At 71.1% G+C, this 20,610-nt stretch carries 18 protein-coding genes; 7 read left to right on the top strand and 11 right to left on the bottom strand.

Annotated features, from left to right (window positions below):
• Positions 1–86: 86 nt before the first annotated feature.
• The 4 genes from KK483_RS22910 to KK483_RS22895 form a co-directional block, all read right to left on the bottom strand.
• Positions 87–2,162: a thioredoxin domain-containing protein gene (locus tag KK483_RS22910; protein WP_262007091.1), complete on the bottom strand. Its 2,076-nt coding sequence runs from the start codon at positions 2,160–2,162 to the stop codon at positions 87–89.
• A gap of 350 nt (positions 2,163–2,512) precedes the next feature.
• Entirely contained in the window at positions 2,513–3,799 is a 1,287-nt protein-coding gene (locus tag KK483_RS22905; RefSeq protein ID WP_262007090.1) for a cytochrome P450, read from the bottom strand.
• The gene (locus KK483_RS22900; RefSeq protein ID WP_262007089.1) at positions 3,796–4,869 is read right to left on the bottom strand and encodes a terpene synthase family protein; all 1,074 of its coding nucleotides are present in this window, start codon (positions 4,867–4,869) and stop codon (positions 3,796–3,798) included. The genes KK483_RS22905 and KK483_RS22900 overlap by 4 nt, the downstream gene beginning before the upstream one ends.
• Positions 4,870–5,104: 235 nt before the next feature.
• A complete protein-coding gene (locus KK483_RS22895; protein ID WP_262007088.1) occupies positions 5,105–5,941 on the bottom strand; it encodes an SAM-dependent methyltransferase in 837 nt (278 codons plus the stop codon).
• Between the two features lie 294 nt (positions 5,942–6,235).
• Between KK483_RS22895 and KK483_RS22890 the strand changes: the two genes are divergently transcribed.
• On the top strand, positions 6,236–9,463 hold the full coding sequence (locus KK483_RS22890) for a tetratricopeptide repeat protein (protein ID WP_262007087.1): 3,228 nt from the start codon (positions 6,236–6,238) through the stop codon (positions 9,461–9,463).
• A 794-nt stretch (positions 9,464–10,257) separates the two neighbouring features.
• Here the strand turns inward: KK483_RS22890 and KK483_RS22885 are convergent.
• The 4 genes from KK483_RS22885 to KK483_RS22870 form a co-directional block, all read right to left on the bottom strand.
• On the bottom strand, positions 10,258–10,449 hold the full coding sequence (locus KK483_RS22885) for a DUF1059 domain-containing protein (protein ID WP_262007086.1): 192 nt from the start codon (positions 10,447–10,449) through the stop codon (positions 10,258–10,260).
• A gap of 51 nt (positions 10,450–10,500) precedes the next feature.
• On the bottom strand, positions 10,501–10,752 hold the full coding sequence (locus KK483_RS22880) for a hypothetical protein (protein ID WP_262007085.1): 252 nt from the start codon (positions 10,750–10,752) through the stop codon (positions 10,501–10,503).
• Positions 10,749–11,237, bottom strand: coding sequence for a sigma factor-like helix-turn-helix DNA-binding protein (locus KK483_RS22875; protein WP_262007084.1), 489 nt, complete (start codon positions 11,235–11,237; stop codon positions 10,749–10,751). The genes KK483_RS22880 and KK483_RS22875 overlap by 4 nt, the downstream gene beginning before the upstream one ends.
• A 111-nt stretch (positions 11,238–11,348) precedes the next feature.
• Positions 11,349–11,864: a MarR family winged helix-turn-helix transcriptional regulator gene (locus KK483_RS22870; protein ID WP_262007083.1), complete on the bottom strand. Its 516-nt coding sequence runs from the start codon at positions 11,862–11,864 to the stop codon at positions 11,349–11,351.
• Between the two features lie 147 nt (positions 11,865–12,011).
• On the opposite strand from KK483_RS22870, the gene ilvA reads away from it, so the two are divergent.
• The 3 genes from ilvA (at position 12,012) to KK483_RS22855 (ending at position 15,633) form a co-directional block, all read left to right on the top strand.
• Complete coding sequence (gene ilvA, locus KK483_RS22865) at positions 12,012–13,241, top strand: threonine ammonia-lyase (RefSeq protein WP_262007082.1); 1,230 nt, start codon at positions 12,012–12,014, stop codon at positions 13,239–13,241.
• A gap of 518 nt (positions 13,242–13,759) precedes the next feature.
• Positions 13,760–14,770, top strand: a complete 1,011-nt coding sequence (locus KK483_RS22860) for an ATP-binding cassette domain-containing protein (protein WP_262007081.1) — start codon at positions 13,760–13,762, stop codon at positions 14,768–14,770.
• Positions 14,767–15,633 carry an ABC transporter permease gene (locus KK483_RS22855; protein ID WP_262007080.1) on the top strand — a complete coding sequence of 289 codons (867 nt, stop codon included), beginning with the start codon at positions 14,767–14,769 and terminating at the stop codon, positions 15,631–15,633. Before KK483_RS22860 ends, KK483_RS22855 begins: the two co-directional genes overlap by 4 nt.
• Before the next feature lie 71 nt (positions 15,634–15,704).
• Here KK483_RS22855 and greA read toward each other — a convergent pair whose 3' ends face one another.
• Positions 15,705–16,202 carry a transcription elongation factor GreA gene (gene greA, locus KK483_RS22850; RefSeq protein ID WP_262007079.1) on the bottom strand — a complete coding sequence of 166 codons (498 nt, stop codon included), beginning with the start codon at positions 16,200–16,202 and terminating at the stop codon, positions 15,705–15,707.
• 185 nt (positions 16,203–16,387) lie between these two features.
• A complete protein-coding gene (locus KK483_RS22845) occupies positions 16,388–16,792 on the bottom strand; it encodes a DUF4307 domain-containing protein (RefSeq protein WP_262007078.1) in 405 nt (134 codons plus the stop codon).
• 97 nt (positions 16,793–16,889) lie between these two features.
• On the opposite strand from KK483_RS22845, the gene mca reads away from it, so the two are divergent.
• Positions 16,890–17,771 (top strand): mycothiol conjugate amidase Mca, encoded by an 882-nt coding sequence (gene mca, locus KK483_RS22840; protein ID WP_262007076.1) that lies wholly within the window; start codon positions 16,890–16,892, stop codon positions 17,769–17,771.
• The gene (locus tag KK483_RS22835) at positions 17,764–18,084 is read left to right on the top strand and encodes a hypothetical protein (protein ID WP_262007075.1); all 321 of its coding nucleotides are present in this window, start codon (positions 17,764–17,766) and stop codon (positions 18,082–18,084) included. Before mca ends, KK483_RS22835 begins: the two co-directional genes overlap by 8 nt.
• Positions 18,085–18,163: 79 nt before the next feature.
• On the opposite strand, the gene KK483_RS22830 is transcribed toward KK483_RS22835, so the two are convergent.
• Positions 18,164–19,345, bottom strand: a complete 1,182-nt coding sequence (locus KK483_RS22830; RefSeq protein WP_262007074.1) for a cystathionine gamma-synthase — start codon at positions 19,343–19,345, stop codon at positions 18,164–18,166.
• 59 nt (positions 19,346–19,404) lie between these two features.
• Between KK483_RS22830 and KK483_RS22825 the strand changes: the two genes are divergently transcribed.
• On the top strand, positions 19,405–20,508 hold the full coding sequence (locus KK483_RS22825) for a hypothetical protein (RefSeq protein ID WP_262007073.1): 1,104 nt from the start codon (positions 19,405–19,407) through the stop codon (positions 20,506–20,508).
• Positions 20,509–20,610: the final 102 nt, after the last annotated feature.

Here is a 20,610-nt window from a genome sequence, read left to right as displayed (position 1 = left end):
GAGACTAGGCAGAAATCGTGACGGCCGCGTGCCTCTTTTGATGAATGGCGCGTTTCGGTCAGGACACCGGATTTCTCCGGAACCCCTCACGTATCAGGCGTCAACTCCCGCCCCAGCGCCTCGACTTCGGTGACAGGAGCGGCACAGACGAAATGCCGGCAGACGTACGCGGCAGGGCCGCCGTCCACCAGCGGACGGCCCGCGAGCAGAGGGAACTCCGCACTGTCCGGCTCCCCCACGGCGACCACCGAACCGGGCGCGGTGCCCAGCAGCGCGGCACGGTGCAGCGCCAGGGTGCCCGGGGCCTCCGGCGGCCCCACGACGGCGATCTCACGCGGCCCGTCGAGCAGCGCCTCGGCGACGGCGAGCCCCCAGCCGATGAACCGGGGCGCGCGCGGCGCGAGCGCCTTCACGACCCCCAACGCCCGCTCGGCGGCGGCACGATGGGCCTCCGACCCGGTGTGCGCCGCGTACGACAGCAGCGCCCCGGCGGCCGCGGTCCAGCCGGACGGCGTGGCATTGTCGGTCGGGTCCTGCGGCCGCCGGATCAACTGCTCGGCATCGTGCGCGGTGTCGTAGAGCGCGCCTTCCTCACCCACGAACTGATCGAGCACGATGTCCAGCAGGAAGCCGGCGAATTCCAGCCATGCTCCCTCACCCGTGACGGCCGCGAGCGCGAGGAAGCCCTCGGCCACGTCGGCGTAGTCCTCCAGCACCCCGGCGTTGGCACCCACGTGCCCGTCCTTGGACGTACGGGCGAGGCGCGCGCCGGTGTCCATGTGCAGCCGCACGAGCAGATCGGCGGCCTCCGTCGCCCGCTCGACCAGATCCGGCCGGTCGAAATACCCGCCCACCTCGGCCAGCGCGGCGATCGCCAGCCCGTTCCAGGCAGCGACGATCTTGTCGTCCCGCCCCGGACGGGGCCGCTCCTCACGAGCGGCGAGCAGCCGCGCCCTGATCCCGGCGAGCCGCTCTGCATCCACCACACCCGCATCCTGCGGGAGTTGCAGCACCGAGGCACCCTCTTCGAAGGTCCCCTCCTGGGTCACCCCGAAGTGCCGCGCGGCGAACTCCGCGTCCTCCGGGCCCAGTACGTCGACGAGCTGGGCCGGCGTCCAGACGTAGTACGCCCCCTCGACATGCCGTCCCGCTCCTTCCCCGGAGCCCTCGGCCTGAGGGTGCCCCCGTCCGTCCTCGACGGCACTGTCGGCATCGAGCGCGGAGGCGAACCCGCCCTCGGGCGTCCGCAGCTCCCGCACCATGAAGTCCGCGGTCTCCAGGGCGACCCGGCGGGCCAGATCGCTGCCGGTCGCCCGCCACAGATGGGCGTACACCCGGCACAGCAGGGCGTTGTCATAGAGCATCTTCTCGAAGTGCGGGACCACCCACTCACGGTCCACCGAGTACCGTGCGAAACCGCCCCCGAGCTGGTCGTAGATCCCGCCCCTGGCCATCGCCTCGCAGGTGTCGGCGGCCATCTGCAGCGCCCCTTCGGCCCCGGTGCGCGCGTAGTGCCGCAGCAGGAACTCGACGGCCATCGACGGCGGGAACTTCGGCGCCCCGCCGAACCCGCCGTGCCCCGGGTCGTACTCCCTGGTCAGCCCCAGCAGCGCCTGCGCGAGCTCCTCCTCGCCGGGCTGCCCCTGCCCGCCGAACGCCAGCGACCGCCCGGACAGCTCCCTGACGATCTTCCCGGCCACCTCGGCAACCTCCTCACGCCGCCCGCCCCAGGCAGCGGCGACCCCCTCCAGCACCTGCCGGAACGACGGCATGCCGTGCCGGGGGGCCGGCGGGAAGTACGTACCGAAGTAGAACGGCTCCGCGTCCGGAGTGAGGAAGACGGTCATGGGCCAGCCACCCTGCCCGGTGGCGGCCTGCACGGCCTCCATATAGACGGCGTCGACGTCGGGGCGCTCCTCGCGGTCGACCTTGACGCTGACGAAGTGCTCGTTCATGTACGCAGCGGTGTCGTCGTCCTCGAAGGACTCGTGCGCCATGACGTGGCACCAATGACAGGCGCTGTAGCCGACGCTCAAGAGCACGGGGACATCGCGCCGCCGGGCATCTTCGAACGCTTCGGCCTCCCAGGGCCACCAGTCAACGGGGTTGTCCGCGTGCTGGAGGAGGTACGGGGACGTGGCCTGCGCGAGTCGGTTGGGCATACCCCCATCCTTGCGCACCCGGCTGCGCCCCGCCCATGCGCCACAGGGGCAGCGCACGATCGGGGCGGAGGGGTGCCGGCTCAGTGCTCGCGCGGCCGGACCGGCTGACGAGTGGCGGCACTGCGGAGAGAGTTGCTTGACCGCTAGCTTCTGCTGTTTCCGGGGCACACTCGGTCCAGGTCCCGGAGTGCGCCGGTCTGCCGGTCGAGAGGGGCGACTTTCGCCCACGTCTTCTCAAGGGGTTCGCGGCATTCCTGGGCCCGCTCGGCACAGGCAGCAGACCTCGATGATCTGTTGCTCGGTGCGCCACTGGTGCACGGTTCTCTGCGCATACCTCCATGGAGAGGTCGTCACCTGGGACTCAGGCGCATACCTGGACCTGCGGGTGCCAGGGTCGCACGGGCCCTCTTCCTCACCGGGCCGGTCGGCACAAGCCGGTACCGAGCGGCAATGGTGCTTGCCACGATGGACATCTCTAGGAGTGCGAACCTCTCTCCGATGCAGTTATGCGGTCCGGCGCCGAACGGCAGGTATGCCCCCCGTGGGATCTCGCGCTCACGGTCTGGCAGCCACCGGTCGGGGTCGAAGGAGGTCGCGTCGGGAAAGACAGAAGGTTCGCGATGCAGGGAGTACGGACTGAACAGAATGGACGCTCCCATAGGGATCTCGTATGCGCCGAGCCGTACGGGTTCGGTGGAGCGACGGGAGATGAGCCACGCCGGGGGGTAGAGCCTCAGTGTCTCGCGAGCGACGCGTTCCGCGTAGGAGAGGTCTCCGTCACAGGCATGTTCGGCGAGGCGCTCTTCGATCTTCGGGTGTTCGCTGACTGCGTACCAGAGCCAAGCGAGGGCGCTGCCAGTGGTCTCGGTTCCGGCAAAAAGGAGGTTGACGGCCTCATCGCGCACTGCAGCGGTATCCGGCATGGCGCCCAGTCGGCCCCCCTCGGCTCGCAGCAGTCGGGAGAGCAAGTCGCCGCCGTCAGTGCCGTAGTCCTGTTGTGCTGCGACCAGGCCTTCGATGGTGGTGAGGAGTCGCTGATTGGCTTGAGTGAACCTCCGGTTCATGGGCAGCGGAAGCTGTTCGAGCAGCCCGCCGGGGAAGAGAGAGCGCCAGGTGATCCCGGAGAGCACAGCGGGAAGATCCCGCTGGATCGTCGCCGATGCCTCGTCACTCAACTCGGCCGAACAGAGCGCGCGGGATACCACGACCAGTGCCAGCCGGTGCATCTCGGCCACCACGTCGACGGTCCCGCCCGGTGCCCAGGTGTCCACCGTCTCCACAGCAGCCTGGTGCATGAGAGCCGAGTAGCCCCTGATCCGGTCAGGGTGGAAGACCGGTTGCAGCCGCCTGCGGCGATCGCGATGTTCTCTCCCGGCCGTCATCGCGACAGCGTTTCCCAGCAAGGGGCGAAGCTTCTCGTACTGCACCCCTTTCCGCATCCTCACTGCATCCGTGACCAGGACCTGTCGGATCAGGCTGGGATCGTTGATCACGTAATAGGGGGTGCGCCCGAGGCGAATCAGCACGACCTGTCCCAGCGGGCGGACAGATTCCATGAACCCCAGAGGGTCTCGTGCCAGGCGTCCCAGGTGTCCCAGTCCGGGAAGTGCGCCGTCAGGTATCGGAGGAGCGCTCATCGCCCACCTCCTCGTGCCGTGGGTCGTGCTTGGCGTGCTTGTGGTGTCCTCGACGTTAGGTCCACCGCCTGGAGAAGCAGGTTCGGCTGAAGGTCCGACACTCGGTCGACGGCGGTTCGGTAGCGCTCGTTTCCTCGCGACCAATGGTCGTTCCCACTGATCCAGGTGTGCATTCCGTCGATGTACCGTTCGATGTCGCGCTGCACAGTGGGCCCTTGACCGGTAGCGCGGCTCCAGTCACGCAACCGGACCTCGGCGGTGGGGAGGTCTCCAACCCTGTCCTCCAGCATCGCGATCGCCCGGCCGGTTGCCTGCTCCAGGGATTCCTCCCAGTGCCCCTGGAGTACCAGGACAAGATTGCTGACGTTGCCCTCCTCCAGATCGACCGTGAGGGAGAATATGTCGTTGGCCCAGAGCGCGATGTCGCCCAGATTGTCCACGGCCTCGACTAGCGGCGAGCTGTCCAGGACCTCGCTGGGCAGCTCATACCTGCCACCGAGCTCTGCCAGATCCATGGCCATCCTTATTCCCCCGAACCGCCTTCGGGCGACGGTGTAGGAATCGAGTGTCGGGGTGCGGGCCATGAATCGGTTGCCCGCCTCCCAGCGTGCTCCGACAAGATAGTCGCGTGCATCAGCGAGGAACCTTGTTACCCAATCCTTGGACATCATTTTGGCGATTTCTCCGAGCATTTCGAGCAATGCCGCGCGGAAGGGGCTCTCGGCAGTTTCCGATGAAACATCGAATGGGTCCGAGAACCACGATTCTGCCGTGTTGAATACGGCGTTCAGCACCTCCCGGTCCTGCTCGTCGGGAACCTTCTCCAGCTGGTCGTCGAAAATCGCCCAGATGGCGATCCATCGGGAGATTAGAGTCAGCTCGTCCTTCCCTGCGTCCGGATAGATGCGGGCCGCGAGTTGGCCAAACCCGGTGTGGTCGTAGTGGTACAGGGCCTGCTTGGAATGAAGGATGCCGTGTTGCCGGATATAGGACCTAGTACTGTCCTCCACGTGTTGCGCGTAGGCGCTGACTCGCGGCTCATAAGGGCACGCAAGAAGTGGAATCTTCATCAGGTTCCTGCCTTCACGTCGAGTGCGGGAATCGCGTTTGCCAACTATGCGCCAGGGGTCAGCACTCGATGGCGAACCCGAGGGCGACCCATGCGGATGGATCCAATTCCTCAGTCGGTTCGAAACTCTCGATGCGTGCGCTGTTCTGCGGTAAATCCTTGGGGGCGAACGGCCCTGCGGAGGCGAGTACGGGCTGGCTGCAGGCGTTCGGTTGACCGGAACCGGCAGCGCACCATCAACGCGTCGCCCATAGGTACACATAGCCAACCTGGGGAACGGCGAGGCGCGGTGGCAGCCCGCCCGGGAGGAGCGGGTGGAACCCTGCAGCTATATCCGTACCGCCGAATGCGTCGGTGCTCCAGCCGGCATGGGAAAGTTCAGTGGGCGGGTCGTCCAGTGCGTGGACCTCTATTCCCAGGGACCGCATCCAGTCCAGCAGTTCCCGATGGCCGGAGTGGGTAAGGAAGTCGCGGTCCACGGCATCGGCGACCACCATCGAGCCTGACGCGGACAACTCTCCTATCTCACGTACCAGTTGTGCGTAGACGTCTTCAGGAAGGTAGGGCAGGACACCCTCGATGATCCACAGGGTAGGGCGGTCCTGGCGCAACCCGCACTCGGTCACGGCACCGCGCCACGATCGGCGCAGGTCGGCGTCGGCACACTGCCATATGCAGTCCGGTGACCCAGCCGCCCTTTCCAAGGTTGTCGCTTTCGCAGCCAGGAGATGGGGAAGGTCGACCTCGATGTAGCGAAAATCCGTGGGAAGGCGGAGCCGCCATGCGCGCGTGTCCGATCCAGCCCCGAGGTTCACGGCCTGCGAAATGCCCTGTGCCACCGCACGTCGGAGGGCCTCGTCACCCAGTCGACCACGGATGATGGCGATTTCCACCGGCAAGCCCAGGCGCCGGAATGTCTCGGCCATCGCGATTCCTTCCGGACCAGCCAGCAGAGCCGCAAACGGATCCTGTAGGAATCGATCGGGCCGCTTGTGTTCTTCCGCCCGGATGCCCGCCAGCCAGTCGCCAGTCCGTTGCACGGCGCCCCGAGGTTGTTCTACTCCGCCGAACATCGAGAACTCCTGCCAGCCGCCGGGACATACATCCCCTCCAGTACGCCCTGCTCGCGGGGCAACGAGACCCCAAACACAGGCCCGAGCTTGTTGAATGCGTTGAACGCGGACGTGACTCGGCTCCAGGCCCGCGTTAGGCACAACGGCGAAGGGGCGATGCACCTCCGTCCCGCCCCAGCCGGGGTTGATCGCCGGACTCCCTCGCGCCGGAGCGCGTCACGCAGGACACTTGACCTACACACGACAGTTGACGCCGGACGAGGCCGGATCCGGAGCTCTCGGAGGGGGACCCACATGCGGGACAGCCATCGGGCGGAAGCCGAGCGGCTGTTGGAACGCGCCGTCGAGGAGGAAGTACGGCGGTCCGGCGGGCGCGGTGATGCGACGGCGTTGCTCGCGCGCGGGCGGGCGGCGCTGGAGGAGATGGCCGGGAGGGCCGGCGAGGAGTACGCGGCGTATCTGCGGGCGGTGGAGGAGGGCGAGGCCGGGCGGCTGTCGCTCGGGGAGCGGTTCAGGGCGCAGGGGGCGTCGACTGCCGCGGTGGTGACGGCGGTTGCCGCGGCGGCGGCGATCGGCGCGGACATGGCGCTGGGCACGGCGACGGGGACGGCGCTGGGAGCCGGGGCGGTCGTCGCGGTGGCCGGGGCCGCGGCGACGGTGGCCAAGGTGACGGCGGCGCACTGGCCGGCCGCGCACCGCAGGGCCGGGGCCCTGGGGCAGCCCGGCGGGCCCGAGCAGCTGCGGCTGCAGTGGCTGGCGGCAGTGGAGGTGCGGGGCATCCGGCCCTTCCTGGACCAGCAGCGGATGCTGGCGGCGTCCACGGCGGCGCGGCCGGTGAAGAAGGCCGCGACGGGTCCGGTGCTGCGGGGCGCGGACCGGAGTCAGGCGGCGCGCAGGCGCAGTGTGCTGGAGCAGTCGTTCGCCCATCTGCCGGCGCCGCAGGGGCCGTTCGCCGGGCGGCGGGAGGCGATGACGCGGATCGCGCAGTGGGTGCATGCGGCGCGGGCGTCGACGGAGACGAAGCCGACGGTGGTCGTGCTGCACGGCGAGCCGGGCTCGGGGCGCACGACGCTGGCGCTGCGGGCCGCCCACGAGCTGAAGGACCAGTTCCGGGGGGCGTGCATCGTCGATCTGCGCGGCGGTTCGGCGGGCGGGCCGCCGCTACCCACGCGGGACGCGCTGCTGCATCTGCTCAACCGGCTGGGCGCCCCGCGCGAGCAGTTGCTCTTCCGCGAGCGTTCGTCGGCGGACCAGCAGGTGCGGCGCCTCAGCGAGCTGTACCACCAGCATCTGACCGGGCTGCCGGTCACCGTCGTCCTGGACGACGCGAGCGATGCCGGGCAGGTGCGGACGCTGATCCCGGAGCGTTCGGACAGTCTGGTTCTGGTGACGGCGCGCGGCCCGCTGGAGCTGCCGGAGGATGTTCCGGCGTGGGTGCACCAGCTGCCGGTGGAGGCGCTGGACGCGGCGGGCGCGGAGGAGCTGCTGGCGGCCGCGACTGAGGAGTCGCAGGAGGGCCCGGCGCCGTACGACTCCCAGTCGACCGACTCCGTACGGGAGTTGTGCGGCGGGCTGCCGCTGGCGCTGCGGATCGCGGGCTCGTCGCTGGGGGCCCGCTCGGCGCAGCAACTGGCCGCGGACCTGTCCGCGTACGGTCCGGTGGCCCCGGTCGAGCGGGCGCTGTGGCTGCGCTACACCGACCAGCCCGAGCAGGCGCGCCGGCTGCTGCGCCGGCTGGCGCTCGCGGGGCGGGCCTCGCTCGGCGCGGCAGCGGCGGCGGCGCTGCTGGCGACCGACGAGGCGGAGGGGCAGCGGGTGCTGGATGCCCTGGCCCGGGCGGGGCTCCTGGACCATGTGCGCGGGGAGCGCTACCGGCTGCACGATGTCGTACGGGCGTTCGCGCAGGCGCGGTTGGCCGACGAGGAGCAGCCGGGTGACCGCACCGCCGCGCAGGAGCGGCTGATCACGTCGTACGCGGAGCTCGCCGACTCCGTCATCCGGCTGGTCGACGGCAAGACGTCGACGCGGGCGGATCAGTTCGGGGGCCATGGCTTCTCCTCACTGGAGGCGGCGCTGCGCTGGCTGGACGACGAGTCGAGCTTCATCACGGCGGCGCTGCGGCACGCGGAGGGCGTGGACCAGCAGGCCGTGCTCAATCTGCTGGGTGCCCTGTGCGACTACTGCCTGCTGCGCGGCGACCTCTACCGCCTCGGCGAGATCAACGAGCTGACGCAGGCCGTCGACCAGGGTCTGCTGGTCCGCTCGGTCCAGTGGCGCACGGGCATCGCGGCCCGCCAGCTCGGCGAGCTCGACAAGGCCCGTACGACCCTGACGTCGGTCGTGGACCTGTACCGCGAGGCGCAGCACGACGCGGGTGCCGCACGCGCCCTGTGCTCGCTCGGCATCACCCTGCACCACCAGGGCAATCTCGCCGAGGCGGCGGCGAAGCTGCGGGAGGCGATCGGGCTCCAGTCGTCCGACGTGCTCGCCGCGGACCGTGCGTGGACGCTGCACGCGCTGGCGGCGGTCGAGCGGGACCGGGCGAACCTCGCCGAGGCGCTGACGCTGCTGTCCACCGCGCTGACGCTGCACCGCGGCGGCGAGTCCCTGCACGGCGAGGCGTGGACCCACTTCCAGCTGGGCCAGGTGTGTCTGCGGATGGGCGATGTGCCGCGCGCCCAGTCGGAGCTGCGCGAGGCCCTCGACCAGTACGGGCGCACGCGCGACGACCGGGGCGAGGCGTGGGCGCTGACGCAGCTCGCCCGCGCCCGGCTGGTCGACGGCGATCCGTCCCCGGCGGTCGACCAGTTGCGCCAGGCGCTGTCGCGGCACCGCGACAACGAGGACGCGCGCGGTGAGGCGTGGACCCGCTACTACCTGGGTCAGGCGCTGGAGGAGCGCGGTGACCGCGACGAGGCGGTACGGGAACTGGAGCGGGCGCGCACCATGTTCTCCCGGATGCGTGATGTGTACGGCCTGGCGTGCGCCCGGCACCACTCGGGCCGCGCCACGCGAGACCAGCGCGCCGACCGCACCGGCAACCTGCGCAACTCCGGCTTCGCCCGCCAGCTCCTCGTCGACGCCCGGGCGGACTTCCACCGCATCGGTGTGGCGCACGGCGAGGCGTGGACGTGTGTGGAGCTCGCCGTCATCGACGCCGGCAACAGCCGCCCCGCCCAGGCGCTCGCCCTCTGCGACGAGGCGGTGGAGCTCTTCGCCTCGTACCACGACCGCCGCGGGGGCGACTGGGCCCGCTTCCTGCGCTGCACTCTGCTGCCGTACGCCTCCGCGGGTGGCATCGAGATCGGCACGGTCGTCGCGCAGGAGGAACTCGCCGCGCTCCGCGAGGAGCGCCATGCGACGCGCGACGCCGGGCTGGAGGACTGCATGGAGGCGTTCGCCCTGGTCCTGGAGCGCGGGGTACGTCTGGAGGACGGCTGGCAGGCGTGGTCGCTGGGCATGGTGCCGAACCGCCACGCCCGCGAGGTGATGGGTGTGCCGGTGGAGCCGGCACGGGGCTGACGCGCGGGCCCGGCGGTGCGCCCGCCGCCTGCGGGCGGCTTTGCTGCCGCTGGCGGGGGGCGGGCACGTCCGGCCCGACGCTTCGGGGCCGACGGCCTTGCCCCCGTCGGCCCGCCGCTCGCCGCCCGTCGGCGCCCCGGCCTCGCCGCAGCGGGGCCCGGCCAGCCAGCCGGCGTTCAGGGTGCGGGGCCCGTGCGGGCGCGGAGCCGCCGGGATACGTGCAGCCCGTCCGGCGGCTGCGGACCGGGGTGCGGGGCGCCGCCCCGCGTGCAGGGCTGGGGCGGACTCCCCACAGGCAGGACTGCCGCAGCGCCCCCCGGGCAGAGCTGAGACGGAGCCACGCAGACAGAGCCGGCGCGGCGCCCCACAGGCAGGACTGGCACGAAGCCCGTGCAGGCAGAGCCGGCACGCCGTCTCGCGGGCAGGACTGCCGCGGGCCCCAGGGACAGAGCCGGGGCGGAGCCCCACACCCCGGGCTGGGTCGGCGCCCGCGCAGGCAGAGCCAGCACGGCTGCCTCGCGGGCAGGACTGCCGCGGGCCCCACAGGCAGAGCCGGGGCGAAGCCCCACACCCCGAGCTGGGTCGGCGCCCGCGCAGGCAGAGCCAGCACGGCTGCCTCGCGGGCAGGACTGCCGCGGGCCCCACAGGCAGAGCCGGGGCGAAGCCCGCAGGCAGAGCCGGCACGGCTGGGCAGGACTGCCGCGGCGCTCCACGGGCAGAGCCGGGGCGGCACCCCGCACCCCGGGCTGGGTCGGCGCCCCGCACCCCGGGCTGGGGCGGCGCCCCAGGCAGGGTCAGGCGGGGGTCTTTTCGTCCTCCAGCATGCCGCGGAGCTGCTCCCGCAGCTCCGCGCTGTCCTCGTGCCCGTGCGCGGACACCGCGTGCTCGCTCGCGGCCCGCAGGACTTCCTCTTCCTCACCCGAGATCGTCAGGGTGCAGTTCGTCTCGCTCGGGAACCTGCGGCAGTCGGCGACTTTCCTGGTCATGACGACCTCCCGTGCTGGTGCGTTGGGCCCCTCATTCCAGACTAGGCCCGCTCACCAGCCCACGATCTCCGGCGTCGTCGCCGCCGGTGGCACCACCCACGGCTGGGCCACCGACGCCCACACCGCGAACGCGACCACGGCCGCCGCCAGCACGAACCAGCCCGCGCGGCGCAGTGCGCGGCGGCGGCGCAGCAGTCGGTCGCCGCGGCCCGTCGCGCGGGCCAGCAGGTCGGCGGGGACCGGCGGGGGCGGGACCTCCAGCATCCGCCGGACGTCCTCCTCACGACGCCCGGGGCTGGTCATGACGCTCCCGCGGCCCGGTATCGGGGCCGCGCGCCGGTGTCGTTCGGGGCCGGGGCCCGCAGCGCCGCGACGGCACGGGCGCAGATGGCCCGTACCCGCTCGACGGGGAGACCCAGGAGCGCCGCGGTCTGCTCCTCGGCGACGCCTTCGTACAGGCGCAGGACCAGGATCAGCCGTTCCTGCGGGGTGAGCCGGGCCAGCAGCCCGCCGGAGGTCCGGTGGAGGCGCCAGGCCGTGCGGGCGAAGCGGGTGGCGAGTTCGGCGCGGGTGGCGTCGTACGGGTCCTCGTCGCGCAGCCGATCCCACTGCGCGTACGTGTGCGCGAGCGCGGCGACGAGCAGCTGCTGCGCCCGCGGGTTGCGGCGCGGCTGCTCGCCGGTCAGGAGCGTCGCGGCATGCAGCAGCCGGCCGGCCGCGCCCGCGACGAACGCCTCGAAGTCATGGGCGCGGCGGCTGCGGACCGGGGACTGCCGCCGCTGTCTCACGTGCTCATATCAGGCCAGGGTGACGCCCTCGGTCAAGAGGTCGGACGCGCTCGGTCGCGTCCGGCTGCCGGGGCGCGCCGGGCCGGGCGCCGGACCGGGTCGGGGCGCGCGTCAGGACCCCGGGGCGGACGCCTCCTGCTCGGCCGCCGGCAGCCCGGCCTGGCGCGCCGACAGTGCCGAGTTGAAGCGGGTGAGCAGGGTGCAGAACGACTCGCGCTCGTCCTCCGTCCAGCCGTCCGTCACCTGCCTCATGAGCTCGCGCCGCGAGGAGCGGACCTCTTCCAGGCGGGCCTGGCCGCGCGGCGACAGCTGGAGCACGACCGCGCGGCCGTCCTCCGGGTGGGAGGTGCGCTTGACCAGGCCGGTGTCGACGAGCGGCGCGACCTGCCGGGTGACGGTCGACGAGTCGATGCCCATCCCGGCTGCGAGGGCCTTGACGCCCATCGGGCCTTCCTGGTCAAGCCTGTTGAGCAGCAGATACGCGGCACGGTCCATCGAATTGCGGACCTGGCCGACCCCTCCGAGCCGGGTCTGCTCGGCTCGGCGTGCGAAGACGGCCACCTGGTGCTGGAGGGCATCGAGGAGACCGGGGTCGAGATCAGTCGTCATGTCCTGAGTTGTGGGCATGGCTGCGGGGGGCTCTCTCGTGCGGTGGTCGGTTGGTGGGGGACAGAGTACGCGGACGGGGGCTGGTGCGTACCGGCCCTGCCGAATCCTGTGGACAAGTGTGTGAGCGGGGCCGCCGCGACGCCGCTGAGCTGCGAGACTTCTGTCATGAGCTTCCGTACGACTGGCCCCTTTCACCCGGTGATCCTCGACGATGTGCGCGGGGCGCAGAAGATGCTCTCGGGCGTGGCCCGGCTGACCCCGATGGAGGGCAGCCGCTATCTGTCGCGGCAGGTGGGGGCGCCGGTCCACCTCAAGTGCGAGAACCTCCAGCGGACCGGTTCGTTCAAGCTGCGCGGCGCGTACGTACGGATCTCCGGGCTGCGGCCCGAGGAGCGTGCCGCGGGCGTCGTCGCCGCGTCGGCCGGCAACCACGCGCAGGGCGTCGCCCTCGCCTCCTCTCTGCTGGGCGTGCGCTCGACCGTCTTCATGCCGGTCGGCGCCCCGCTCCCGAAGGTCGCCGCGACCCGCGACTACGGCGCAGAGGTGCGGCTGTACGGCCAGGTCGTGGACGAGACGCTGGCCGCGGCGGAGGAGTACGCGCGCGACACGGGGGCGGTGTTCATCCACCCCTTCGACCACCCGGACATCATCGCCGGGCAGGGCACGGTCGGTCTGGAGATCCTCGAACAGTGCCCGGAGGTGCGGACGGTCGTCGTCGGCATCGGCGGGGGCGGGCTCGCGGCCGGTATCGCGGTCGCGGTGAAGGCGCTGCGCCCCGACGTGAAGGTCGTCGGCGTCCAGGCGGAGGGCGCGGCGGCGTATCCGCCCTCGCTGCGGGCGGGCCGGCCGGTGTCGATCGACGCCCCGGCGACGATGGCGGACGGCATCAAGGTGGGCCGTCCCGGCGACGTCCCGTACGCGATCATCGAGGAACTGGTCGACGAGGTGCGTACGGTCTCCGAGGACGCGCTCTCCTCGGCGCTGCTGCTCTGTCTGGAGCGGGCGAAGCTGGTGGTCGAGCCGGCCGGGGCGAGCCCGGTCGCGGCGCTGATGACCGCCCCGGAGGCGTTCCAGGGTCCGGTGGTCGCGGTGCTGTCCGGCGGCAATGTCGACCCGCTGCTGATGCAGCGGATCCTGCGGCACGGCATGGCGGCAGGGGGCCGCTATCTGTCGCTGCGGCTGCGGCTCGCCGACCGGCCGGGGGCGCTGGCGACGCTGCTCGGCGTGCTGTCGGAGGCGGACGCGAACGTCCTGGACGTGGGGCATGTCCGTACCGACCCGCGGCTGGGCCTCACGGAGGTCGAGGTGGAACTCCATCTGGAGACGAAGGGCCCGGAGCACTGCACGGAGGTCGAGCAGGCACTGCTGGACGCCGGGTACCGCGTCATCCACTGAGCGACGTCCCCGCCGAGCTGCCTCCGGCCCAGCGACATCCCCGCCGAGGACGTCCCCGCCGAGCTGCCTCGCCCAGCGACATCCCCGCCGAGCTACTTCCGGCCGAGCGACGTCCCGACAAGCTGCCTCCCGCCGAGCGGCGTCCCGGCGAGCTGCCTCCCAGCGAGCTGTTACTGCCCGGCAAGCTGCCTCCGGCCCAGCGACGTCCCGCCGAGCTACTCCGTCCCGGCGAGCCGCTTCCCGGCGAGGCGGGCTGCCGCCCGCCGAGCGCGTTCCGCCCGGGCCGGCGTCCTCTTCAACCGGCCGCTTCAACCGGCGCCGTCAAAGCAGTTGTCTATCGCGATGTATCGCGTTACCGTCGTCCCGCGATAGTGTCTCGACGGGCCGTAAAACCGCCTGCGGCGGGATGCCGCCCAAACCTAAGCTTGCGCGCGATGCGCGACAAGCACGTGTCGCTCAAGCCGCTGAGGCGGAAACACACCCGGAGCAAACCCCTAGCTTCCCCTGGGAGAACCCACATGCCAGGCGCCATCTACGCCGAAGGTCTGGTGAAGACCTTCGGCGACGTCAGGGCACTGGACGGCGTTGATCTCGATGTCCCCGAGGGCACCGTCCTCGGACTGCTCGGCCCGAACGGCGCCGGCAAGACCACCGCCGTGCGCGTACTGACCACCCTTCTCCAACCCGACAGCGGCAAGGCGATCGTCGCGGGCGTCGATGTCCTCAAGAAGCCCAACGAAGTCCGCCGGTCCATAGGGCTCTCGGGCCAGTTCGCCGCGGTCGACGAATACCTGACCGGCCGCGAGAACCTCCAGATGGTCGGCCGGCTGTACCAGATGAGCGCCAAGACGGCGAAGATCCGGGCGGGCGAGCTGCTGGAGCGGTTCAATCTCGCCGAGGCCGCGGACCGCCCCGCCAAGACCTACTCCGGCGGTATGCGCCGCCGCCTCGACCTGGCCGCCGCCCTGGTCGTCTCGCCGCCCGTGATGTTCATGGACGAGCCGACGACCGGACTCGACCCCCGCAACCGCCAGGCGCTGTGGGAGGTCATCAAGGAGCTCGTCGGCGGCGGTACGACACTGCTGCTGACCACCCAGTACCTGGAAGAGGCCGACCACCTCGCCGACGACATCTGCGTCATCGACCACGGCAAGGTCATCGCCCGCGGTACGTCCGACGAGCTCAAGGCCCGCACCGGCGGCGAGCGCGTCGAGGTCGTCGTCCACCGGCCCGACGAGATCGCCCCGGCCCGCGAGGTGCTCACCGGCTTCGGCAAGGGCGAGATCACCGTCGAGGACCACACCCGCCGGCTGACCGTCCCGGTCACCGGTGGCGCCAAGCTGCTCGCCGAGGTCATCCGCGAACTCGACACCCGCGGGATCGAGATCGACGACATCGGTCTGCGCCGGCCCACCCTCGACGACGTCTTCATCTCCCTGACCGGCCACCACGCCGAGGAGACGGCGGAAGCGGGCGGCGAGGTCAGCGATCGCAAGGCCGCGAAGGCCCGTAAGGAGGCCGTGAAGTGACCGCCACCGTCCAGGAGACGACGGACAGGCCGCCCCTCGCGGCGCCCGTCCCGCGCGGCGGCATCGTGCAGTCGGTCAACGACTCGCTCGTCGTCGCCAAGCGCAACCTCATCCGCATGACACGGATCCCGGAGATGATCATCTTCGGGCTCTTCCAGCCGATCATGTTCGTGGTGCTCTTCACGTACGTCTTCGGTGGCTCCATCCAGGTCGGCGGCTCCATCTCGCCGCAGGCCTACCGCGAGTTCCTGATGGCGGGCATCTTCGCCCAGACCGTCACCTTCGCCACGGCGGGCGCCGGCGCGGGCATCGCCGACGACATGCACAAGGGCCTCATCGACCGCTTCCGGTCGCTGCCCATGGCGCGCGGCGCGGTGCTCACCGGCCGCACGCTCGCCGACCTCGTGCAGACGGCGTTCACGCTCGTCGTCCTCGCGGTCGTCGCGCTGCTGCTCGGCTGGCGGGTCCACGAGAACATCGGCAAGGTGCTGCTCGGCTTCCTGCTGCTGCTCTTCCTCGGGTACGCGTTCTCCTGGATCGGCGCGCTGATCGGCCTGTCGGTCCGTACGCCCGAGGCCGCCACCTCCGGCGGACTGATCTGGCTCTTCCCGCTGACGTTCATCTCGAACGCCTTCGTGGACGCCAACAACATGCCGGGCTTCCTGCGGACCATCGCCGAGTGGAACCCGTTCAGCGCGACCGTGCAGGCGTGCCGTGAGCTGTTCGGCAATCTGCCGCCCGGCTTCCAGGCGCCCGACGCCTGGCCCATGCAGCACCCGGTCCTGGCCTCGGCCCTCTGGTCGCTGCTGATCCTGGTGGTCTTCCGCACGCTGGCCGTGCGCAAGTACCGCTCGGCCGCCTGACCCGTACGACGCAAGGCCCCCGGCACCGTCTGGTGCCGGGGGCCTTCCGTATACGGTCCGCGGTCGGGCGCTCAGCCCTGGTACGGCTTGGCCTCGAGGATCCTCACCATGGCCGTCCTGCCGTTGGGCAGCTCGTACTCGGCGTCCTCGCCGACCTTCTTGCCGTTGACGCCGGCGCCCAGCGGGGACTGCGGGGAGTACGTCGAGATGTCGCTCGACGCGTACTCGCGCGAGGCCAGCAGGAAGGTCTCGGTGTCGCTCTCGTCGCCGTCGAAGGCGACCGTCACGACCATGCCGGGGGCCACCGTGCCGTCGTCCGCCGGAGCCTCGCCGACCTTGGCGTTCTCCAGGAGCTGGGTCAGCTGGCGCACACGGAGCTCCTGCTTGCCCTGCTCCTCCTTGGCCGCGTGGTACCCGCCGTTCTCCCGCAGGTCGCCCTCCTCACGGGCCGCCTCGATCTTCTTGGCGATCTCGACGCGTGCGGGACCAGACAGGTACTCCAGCTCGGCCTTGAGCTGGTTGTACGCCTCCTGGGTGAGCCAGGTGACGTTCTCACTGGTCTGGGTCACAGGTGCTCCTCGTAGGTACTGGGAATACAAAGCATCGCCCTACCCGGAAGCATGTGCCTCCAGGAGCGGGCGAAACCACGAGCCTAACAACGAGTGGCGAAAAGGGGGAGGACCAAAAGACCTCAAGAATGCGTCAATGCAGGTCAGCCCCGCACAGACGCCGTCGGGCCCCTGCCTGTCGCCGGTCAGCCGTCGGTCGTGCAGCCCGCCAGCTCGGCACTGGTCGCCCTCGCCGTCGTACGCACCGTGACGACCTGGTCGACACGGCTCACGGGGGCGTCGAAGCGCACGTCCCTGCGGCCGACCTCACCGCCGTCCGCGGCGCGGGAGCGCAGGGTGCAGTAGCCCTTGGCGTCCTTGTCCTTGCGCACTTCGAGATGGACCTCGACCCGGTCGTCCGCGGTCACGTCCCACTTGATCATCTCGGCGCTGATCCGCTGGCCGCCCACGTAGTCGTAGCCGAACCAGCCCACCATGGCGAGCAGGCCCACGCCCAGCACCGCACCGACGATCCTGAGTCCGCGGTCGGCGCGCTCGTCCGCGGAGCGGCCGTAGCGACCCTCGGGAAGCTGTTCGCGCACCGCGGTCATGATCGTCCTCTCACACTCGGAGATGCCGGAATTTTCGGCCTCCCGATTCCGTCACTATAGAAGTCTGCCTGACGCCCGAATCACCGAGGATCGAGTCTTGACTGAGCAGCTGCGACTGATGGCCGTTCATGCCCACCCCGACGACGAGTCGAGCAAGGGCGCGGCAACGATGGCCAAGTATGTTTCCGAGGGGGTGGACGTGCTGGTCGTGACCTGCACGGGAGGCGAGCGCGGCTCCATCCTCAACCCGAAGCTCCAGGGCGACGCGTACATCGAGGAGAACATCCACGAGGTGCGCCGCAAGGAGATGGACGAGGCCCGCGAGATCCTCGGCGTGGAGCAGGAGTGGCTCGGCTTCGTCGACTCCGGCCTGCCCGAGGGCGACCCGCTGCCCCCGCTCCCCGAGGGCTGCTTCGCCCTTGAGGACGTCGACAAGGCCGCCGGCGAACTGGTGCGGAAGATCCGCGCCTTCCGGCCGCAGGTCATCACGACGTACGACGAGAACGGCGGCTACCCGCACCCGGACCACATCATGACCCACAAGATCACGATGGTGGCCTTCGAGGGTGCGGCCGACACCGAGAAGTACCCCGAGTCCGAGTACGGCACGGCCTTCCAGCCGCAGAAGCTCTACTACAACCAGGGCTTCAACCGGCCCCGCACGGTGGCCCTGCACGAGGCGCTGCTCGCCCGTGGCCTGGAATCGCCGTACGGCGAGTGGCTGGAGCGCTGGAAGGAGTTCCAGCGCGCCGAGCGGACCCTGACGACGTACGTGCCGTGCGCCGACTTCTTCGAGATCCGCGACAAGGCGCTGATCGCGCACGCGACGCAGATCGACCCCGAGGGCGGCTGGTTCCGCGTTCCGATGGACGTCCAGAAGGAGGTCTGGCCCACCGAGGAGTACGAGCTCGCCACGTCCCTCGTGGACACCTCCCTCCCCGAGAGCGACCTCTTCGCGGGCATCCGCGACAATGCCTGACATGACTGCTGGCGCAAACCTCGCAATGTCCCATCTCGTCCCGCTCGCCGCCAAGGAGCTGGACGAGAACAAGGTGACCCCGGGTGTCCTCGGCTTCCTCGTCTTCGCGGCGCTCGCCGTGGGTGTGTGGATGCTGATGAAGTCCATGAACCGGCACATGGGGCGGGTGAACTTCGAAGAGGCCCCGGCGGCCGGCGCGGGCGCCGGGGCGATGTCCGGCGCGGGCATCACGGCGGACGGCGGCAAGCCCGGGCCGGCGTCTCCCACATCTCACGGGTCTCCCGGTTCTCCCGGGTCTCCCGATAAGGGCTGAGAGCGGGCACAGCAGTGTGACGCGGTGCCCCCGGGCGTTCGGCGCTTTCGCGCGTCCGCCCGGGGCATCGCCGCACGACTCAGCCGAGGGCCTGCTTGAGGTCCGAGAGCAGGTCGTCCACGGACTCGATGCCGACGGACAGCCGGACCAGGTCCGCCGGGACCTCCAGCGCCGAGCCCGCCACCGACGCGTGCGTCATGCGGCCCGGGTGCTCGATGAGGGACTCCACGCCGCCCAGGGACTCCCCGAGCGTGAAGAGCCGCGCACGGTCGCAGACCTCGACCGCCGCCTCCTCGCCGCCCGCGACCTGGAAGGAGACCATGCCGCCGAAGTCCTTCATCTGCTTCGCGGCGATCTCGTGGCCGGGGTGCTCGGGCAGGCCCGGGTAGAGGACCCGGGTCACCTTGGGGTGCTTGGTGAGCATCTCGGCGATGCGCGCCGCGTTCGCGCTGTGCCGGTCCATCCGTACCGCCAGCGTCTTGATGCCGCGCAGCACGATCCAGGAGTCGAAGGGCCCGGCGACCGCGCCCATCGCGTTCTGGTGGTACGCCAGTTCCTCGCCGAGCGCGTCGTCGGCGGTGACGAGCGCGCCGCCGACGACGTCGGAGTGGCCGCCCATGTACTTGGTCAGGGAGTGCACGACCACGTCGGCGCCGAGCGCGAGCGGCTGCTGGAGATAGGGGCTGGCGAAGGTGTTGTCGACGACGAGCTTCGCCCCCGCCGCCCGTGCGACGCCGGCGACCGCCGCGATGTCGGTGATGCCGAGCAGCGGGTTCGACGGGGTCTCCACCCAGATGACCTTGGTGCGGTCGGTGAGGGCGGCCCGTACCGACGCCGGGTCGGAGGTGTCGGCGACGGAGTACTCCACGCCCCAGCGCTGCACGACCTTCGCGAAGAGCCGGAAGGTGCCGCCGTACGCGTCGTTCGGGATGACCACGTGGTCGCCGGGGACCAGCAGCGTGCGCAGCAGGCAGTCCTCGGCGGCGAGTCCGGAAGCGAAGGCGAGGCCGCGCCGGCCGCCCTCCAGCGCCGCGAGGTTCTCCTCCAGCGCGGTACGCGTCGGGTTGGCGCTGCGGCTGTACTCGTAGCCGCCGCGCAGGCCGCCCACCCCGTCCTGCTTGTACGTGGACACCTGGTAGATGGGCGGGACGACCGCGCCGGTCAGCGGGTCCGCGGTGTTGCCCGCGTGGATGGCGGTGGTCTCGAAGCCGTGGTCATGGCCGTGCTCGTGGCTGTGCTCGTGGCTGTGCTGGTCGCTCATGAAGCCCGAGCCTAGCCCCGACCGGCACCCGTCCCCGTGCCGTCCGGGACAATGACGGTATGGAGATTCTCTGGTTCCTGATCGCGATGTGCATGCTCGCCGCGATCATCGGCCCGTACGTCCTGCGCCGCGGCGGCGGCATCCGGCAGGTCGCCCCCGGCTCGCCCGACGCCGCGGACCCCGCGGCCTACGGCTTCGTACGGCAGGAGCTGCTCGATCTGCGGCTCCCCGGCCCCGACCAGGACCTCCTGGACGTCCTCGACCTCGTGCAGCGCACCCAGGACTGGCGGGCCGCCTCGCAGCTGCTCGCGGGCACGCCCAAGGAGGGCGAGCTGCGCTGGCAGCGCGTGCAGGCGTTCGCGGGCGCGGCGTCGCTCGAACTCCAGCAGCAGCCGGGCACCGGCGGTTCCTGGCTGCGCACCTGGCGCGCGGAGTCGCCGAAGGACGCGGGCGGCGCGGCCGTGCACGCCGAGTTCCTGGTGCAGCAGGCGTGGCGCTCGTCGTCGGCCGGGGCGGACGACTTCCGGATCATCCTGGAGGAGGCCCGCTCGGTCTGCTCCGAGGCGGCGCTGCTGGCCCCCGGCGACCCCGTTCCGTACATCGTCGAACTGGCCGTCGCCCGCGGACTCGGCTACCCCCACGACCAGTTCGACCAGGTGTGGGCGAAGGTCATCGACCGTGCGCCCGCGCACATGGGCGCGCACCTGGCCGCCCTGCACTACTGGTGCGAGAAGTGGCACGGCTCCCGCGAGGAGGCCGACCACTTCGCGACGACGGCCGCGGCCCGCGCCCCGCAGGGCTCCCTGCTCGCCGGGCTGCCGCTGTTCGCCGTGTACGAGCACCTGCCCGAGGTCAACCTGGTGGCGGCCTTCTACGAGAGCGCCGTCGTGACCAAGGCCGTCGAGGGCGCACTGCACGCGACGCACTCGGCCCGCCCCGACGACCCGGTGCTCCCGCACGTGCGGCATCTGCTGGTCCTCTTCCTCGTCCGTATGGAGCGCTGGGCCGAGGCGATGCACCAACTGGTGCGTGTGGACGGCCACGTCGGGGCGCTGCCGTGGACCCACGGCGGCGATCCGGCGGCGGAGTACGCGGTGTACCGGGCGCTGGCGGTGGCGGGGTACGAGGCGAACGGCGGCAGCCCGGCGACGCTGCTGCACTGACGGCAGGCGGGGCCCCGATGCGGCCCGGGACCACCGCGGCGTGGCGGTGGACCAGGGGGCGCGGGGGTGGTGGCCGGGGGTGGCGGCGGGCCTTCGCTCAGA

Origin of the sequence: Streptomyces sp. FIT100 (assembly GCF_024584805.1) — a bacterium.
In the GTDB taxonomy this organism is placed as follows: Bacteria; Actinomycetota; Actinomycetes; order Streptomycetales; family Streptomycetaceae; genus Streptomyces.
The sequence above is the reverse complement of the archived record's forward strand: the minus strand, read 5'-3'. Positions and strand labels throughout refer to the sequence as shown.

Excerpts from the sequence above, each read along its gene's own strand:
- KK483_RS22910 (WP_262007091.1), bottom strand. The coding sequence starts at position 2,162 with ATGCCCAACCGACTCGCGCAGGCCACGTCCCCGTACCTCCTCCAGCAC.
- KK483_RS22905 (WP_262007090.1), bottom strand. The coding sequence starts at position 3,799 with ATGAGCGCTCCTCCGATACCTGACGGCGCACTTCCCGGACTGGGACAC.
- KK483_RS22900 (WP_262007089.1), bottom strand. The coding sequence starts at position 4,869 with ATGAAGATTCCACTTCTTGCGTGCCCTTATGAGCCGCGAGTCAGCGCC.
- KK483_RS22895 (WP_262007088.1), bottom strand. The coding sequence starts at position 5,941 with ATGTTCGGCGGAGTAGAACAACCTCGGGGCGCCGTGCAACGGACTGGC.
- KK483_RS22890 (WP_262007087.1), top strand. The coding sequence starts at position 6,236 with ATGCGGGACAGCCATCGGGCGGAAGCCGAGCGGCTGTTGGAACGCGCC.
- KK483_RS22885 (WP_262007086.1), bottom strand. The coding sequence starts at position 10,449 with ATGACCAGGAAAGTCGCCGACTGCCGCAGGTTCCCGAGCGAGACGAAC.
- KK483_RS22880 (WP_262007085.1), bottom strand. The coding sequence starts at position 10,752 with ATGACCAGCCCCGGGCGTCGTGAGGAGGACGTCCGGCGGATGCTGGAG.
- KK483_RS22870 (WP_262007083.1), bottom strand. The coding sequence starts at position 11,864 with ATGCCCACAACTCAGGACATGACGACTGATCTCGACCCCGGTCTCCTC.
- ilvA (WP_262007082.1), top strand. The coding sequence starts at position 12,012 with ATGAGCTTCCGTACGACTGGCCCCTTTCACCCGGTGATCCTCGACGAT.
- KK483_RS22860 (WP_262007081.1), top strand. The coding sequence starts at position 13,760 with ATGCCAGGCGCCATCTACGCCGAAGGTCTGGTGAAGACCTTCGGCGAC.
- KK483_RS22845 (WP_262007078.1), bottom strand. The coding sequence starts at position 16,792 with ATGACCGCGGTGCGCGAACAGCTTCCCGAGGGTCGCTACGGCCGCTCC.
- KK483_RS22835 (WP_262007075.1), top strand. The coding sequence starts at position 17,764 with ATGCCTGACATGACTGCTGGCGCAAACCTCGCAATGTCCCATCTCGTC.
- KK483_RS22830 (WP_262007074.1), bottom strand. The coding sequence starts at position 19,345 with ATGAGCGACCAGCACAGCCACGAGCACAGCCACGAGCACGGCCATGAC.
- KK483_RS22825 (WP_262007073.1), top strand. The coding sequence starts at position 19,405 with ATGGAGATTCTCTGGTTCCTGATCGCGATGTGCATGCTCGCCGCGATC.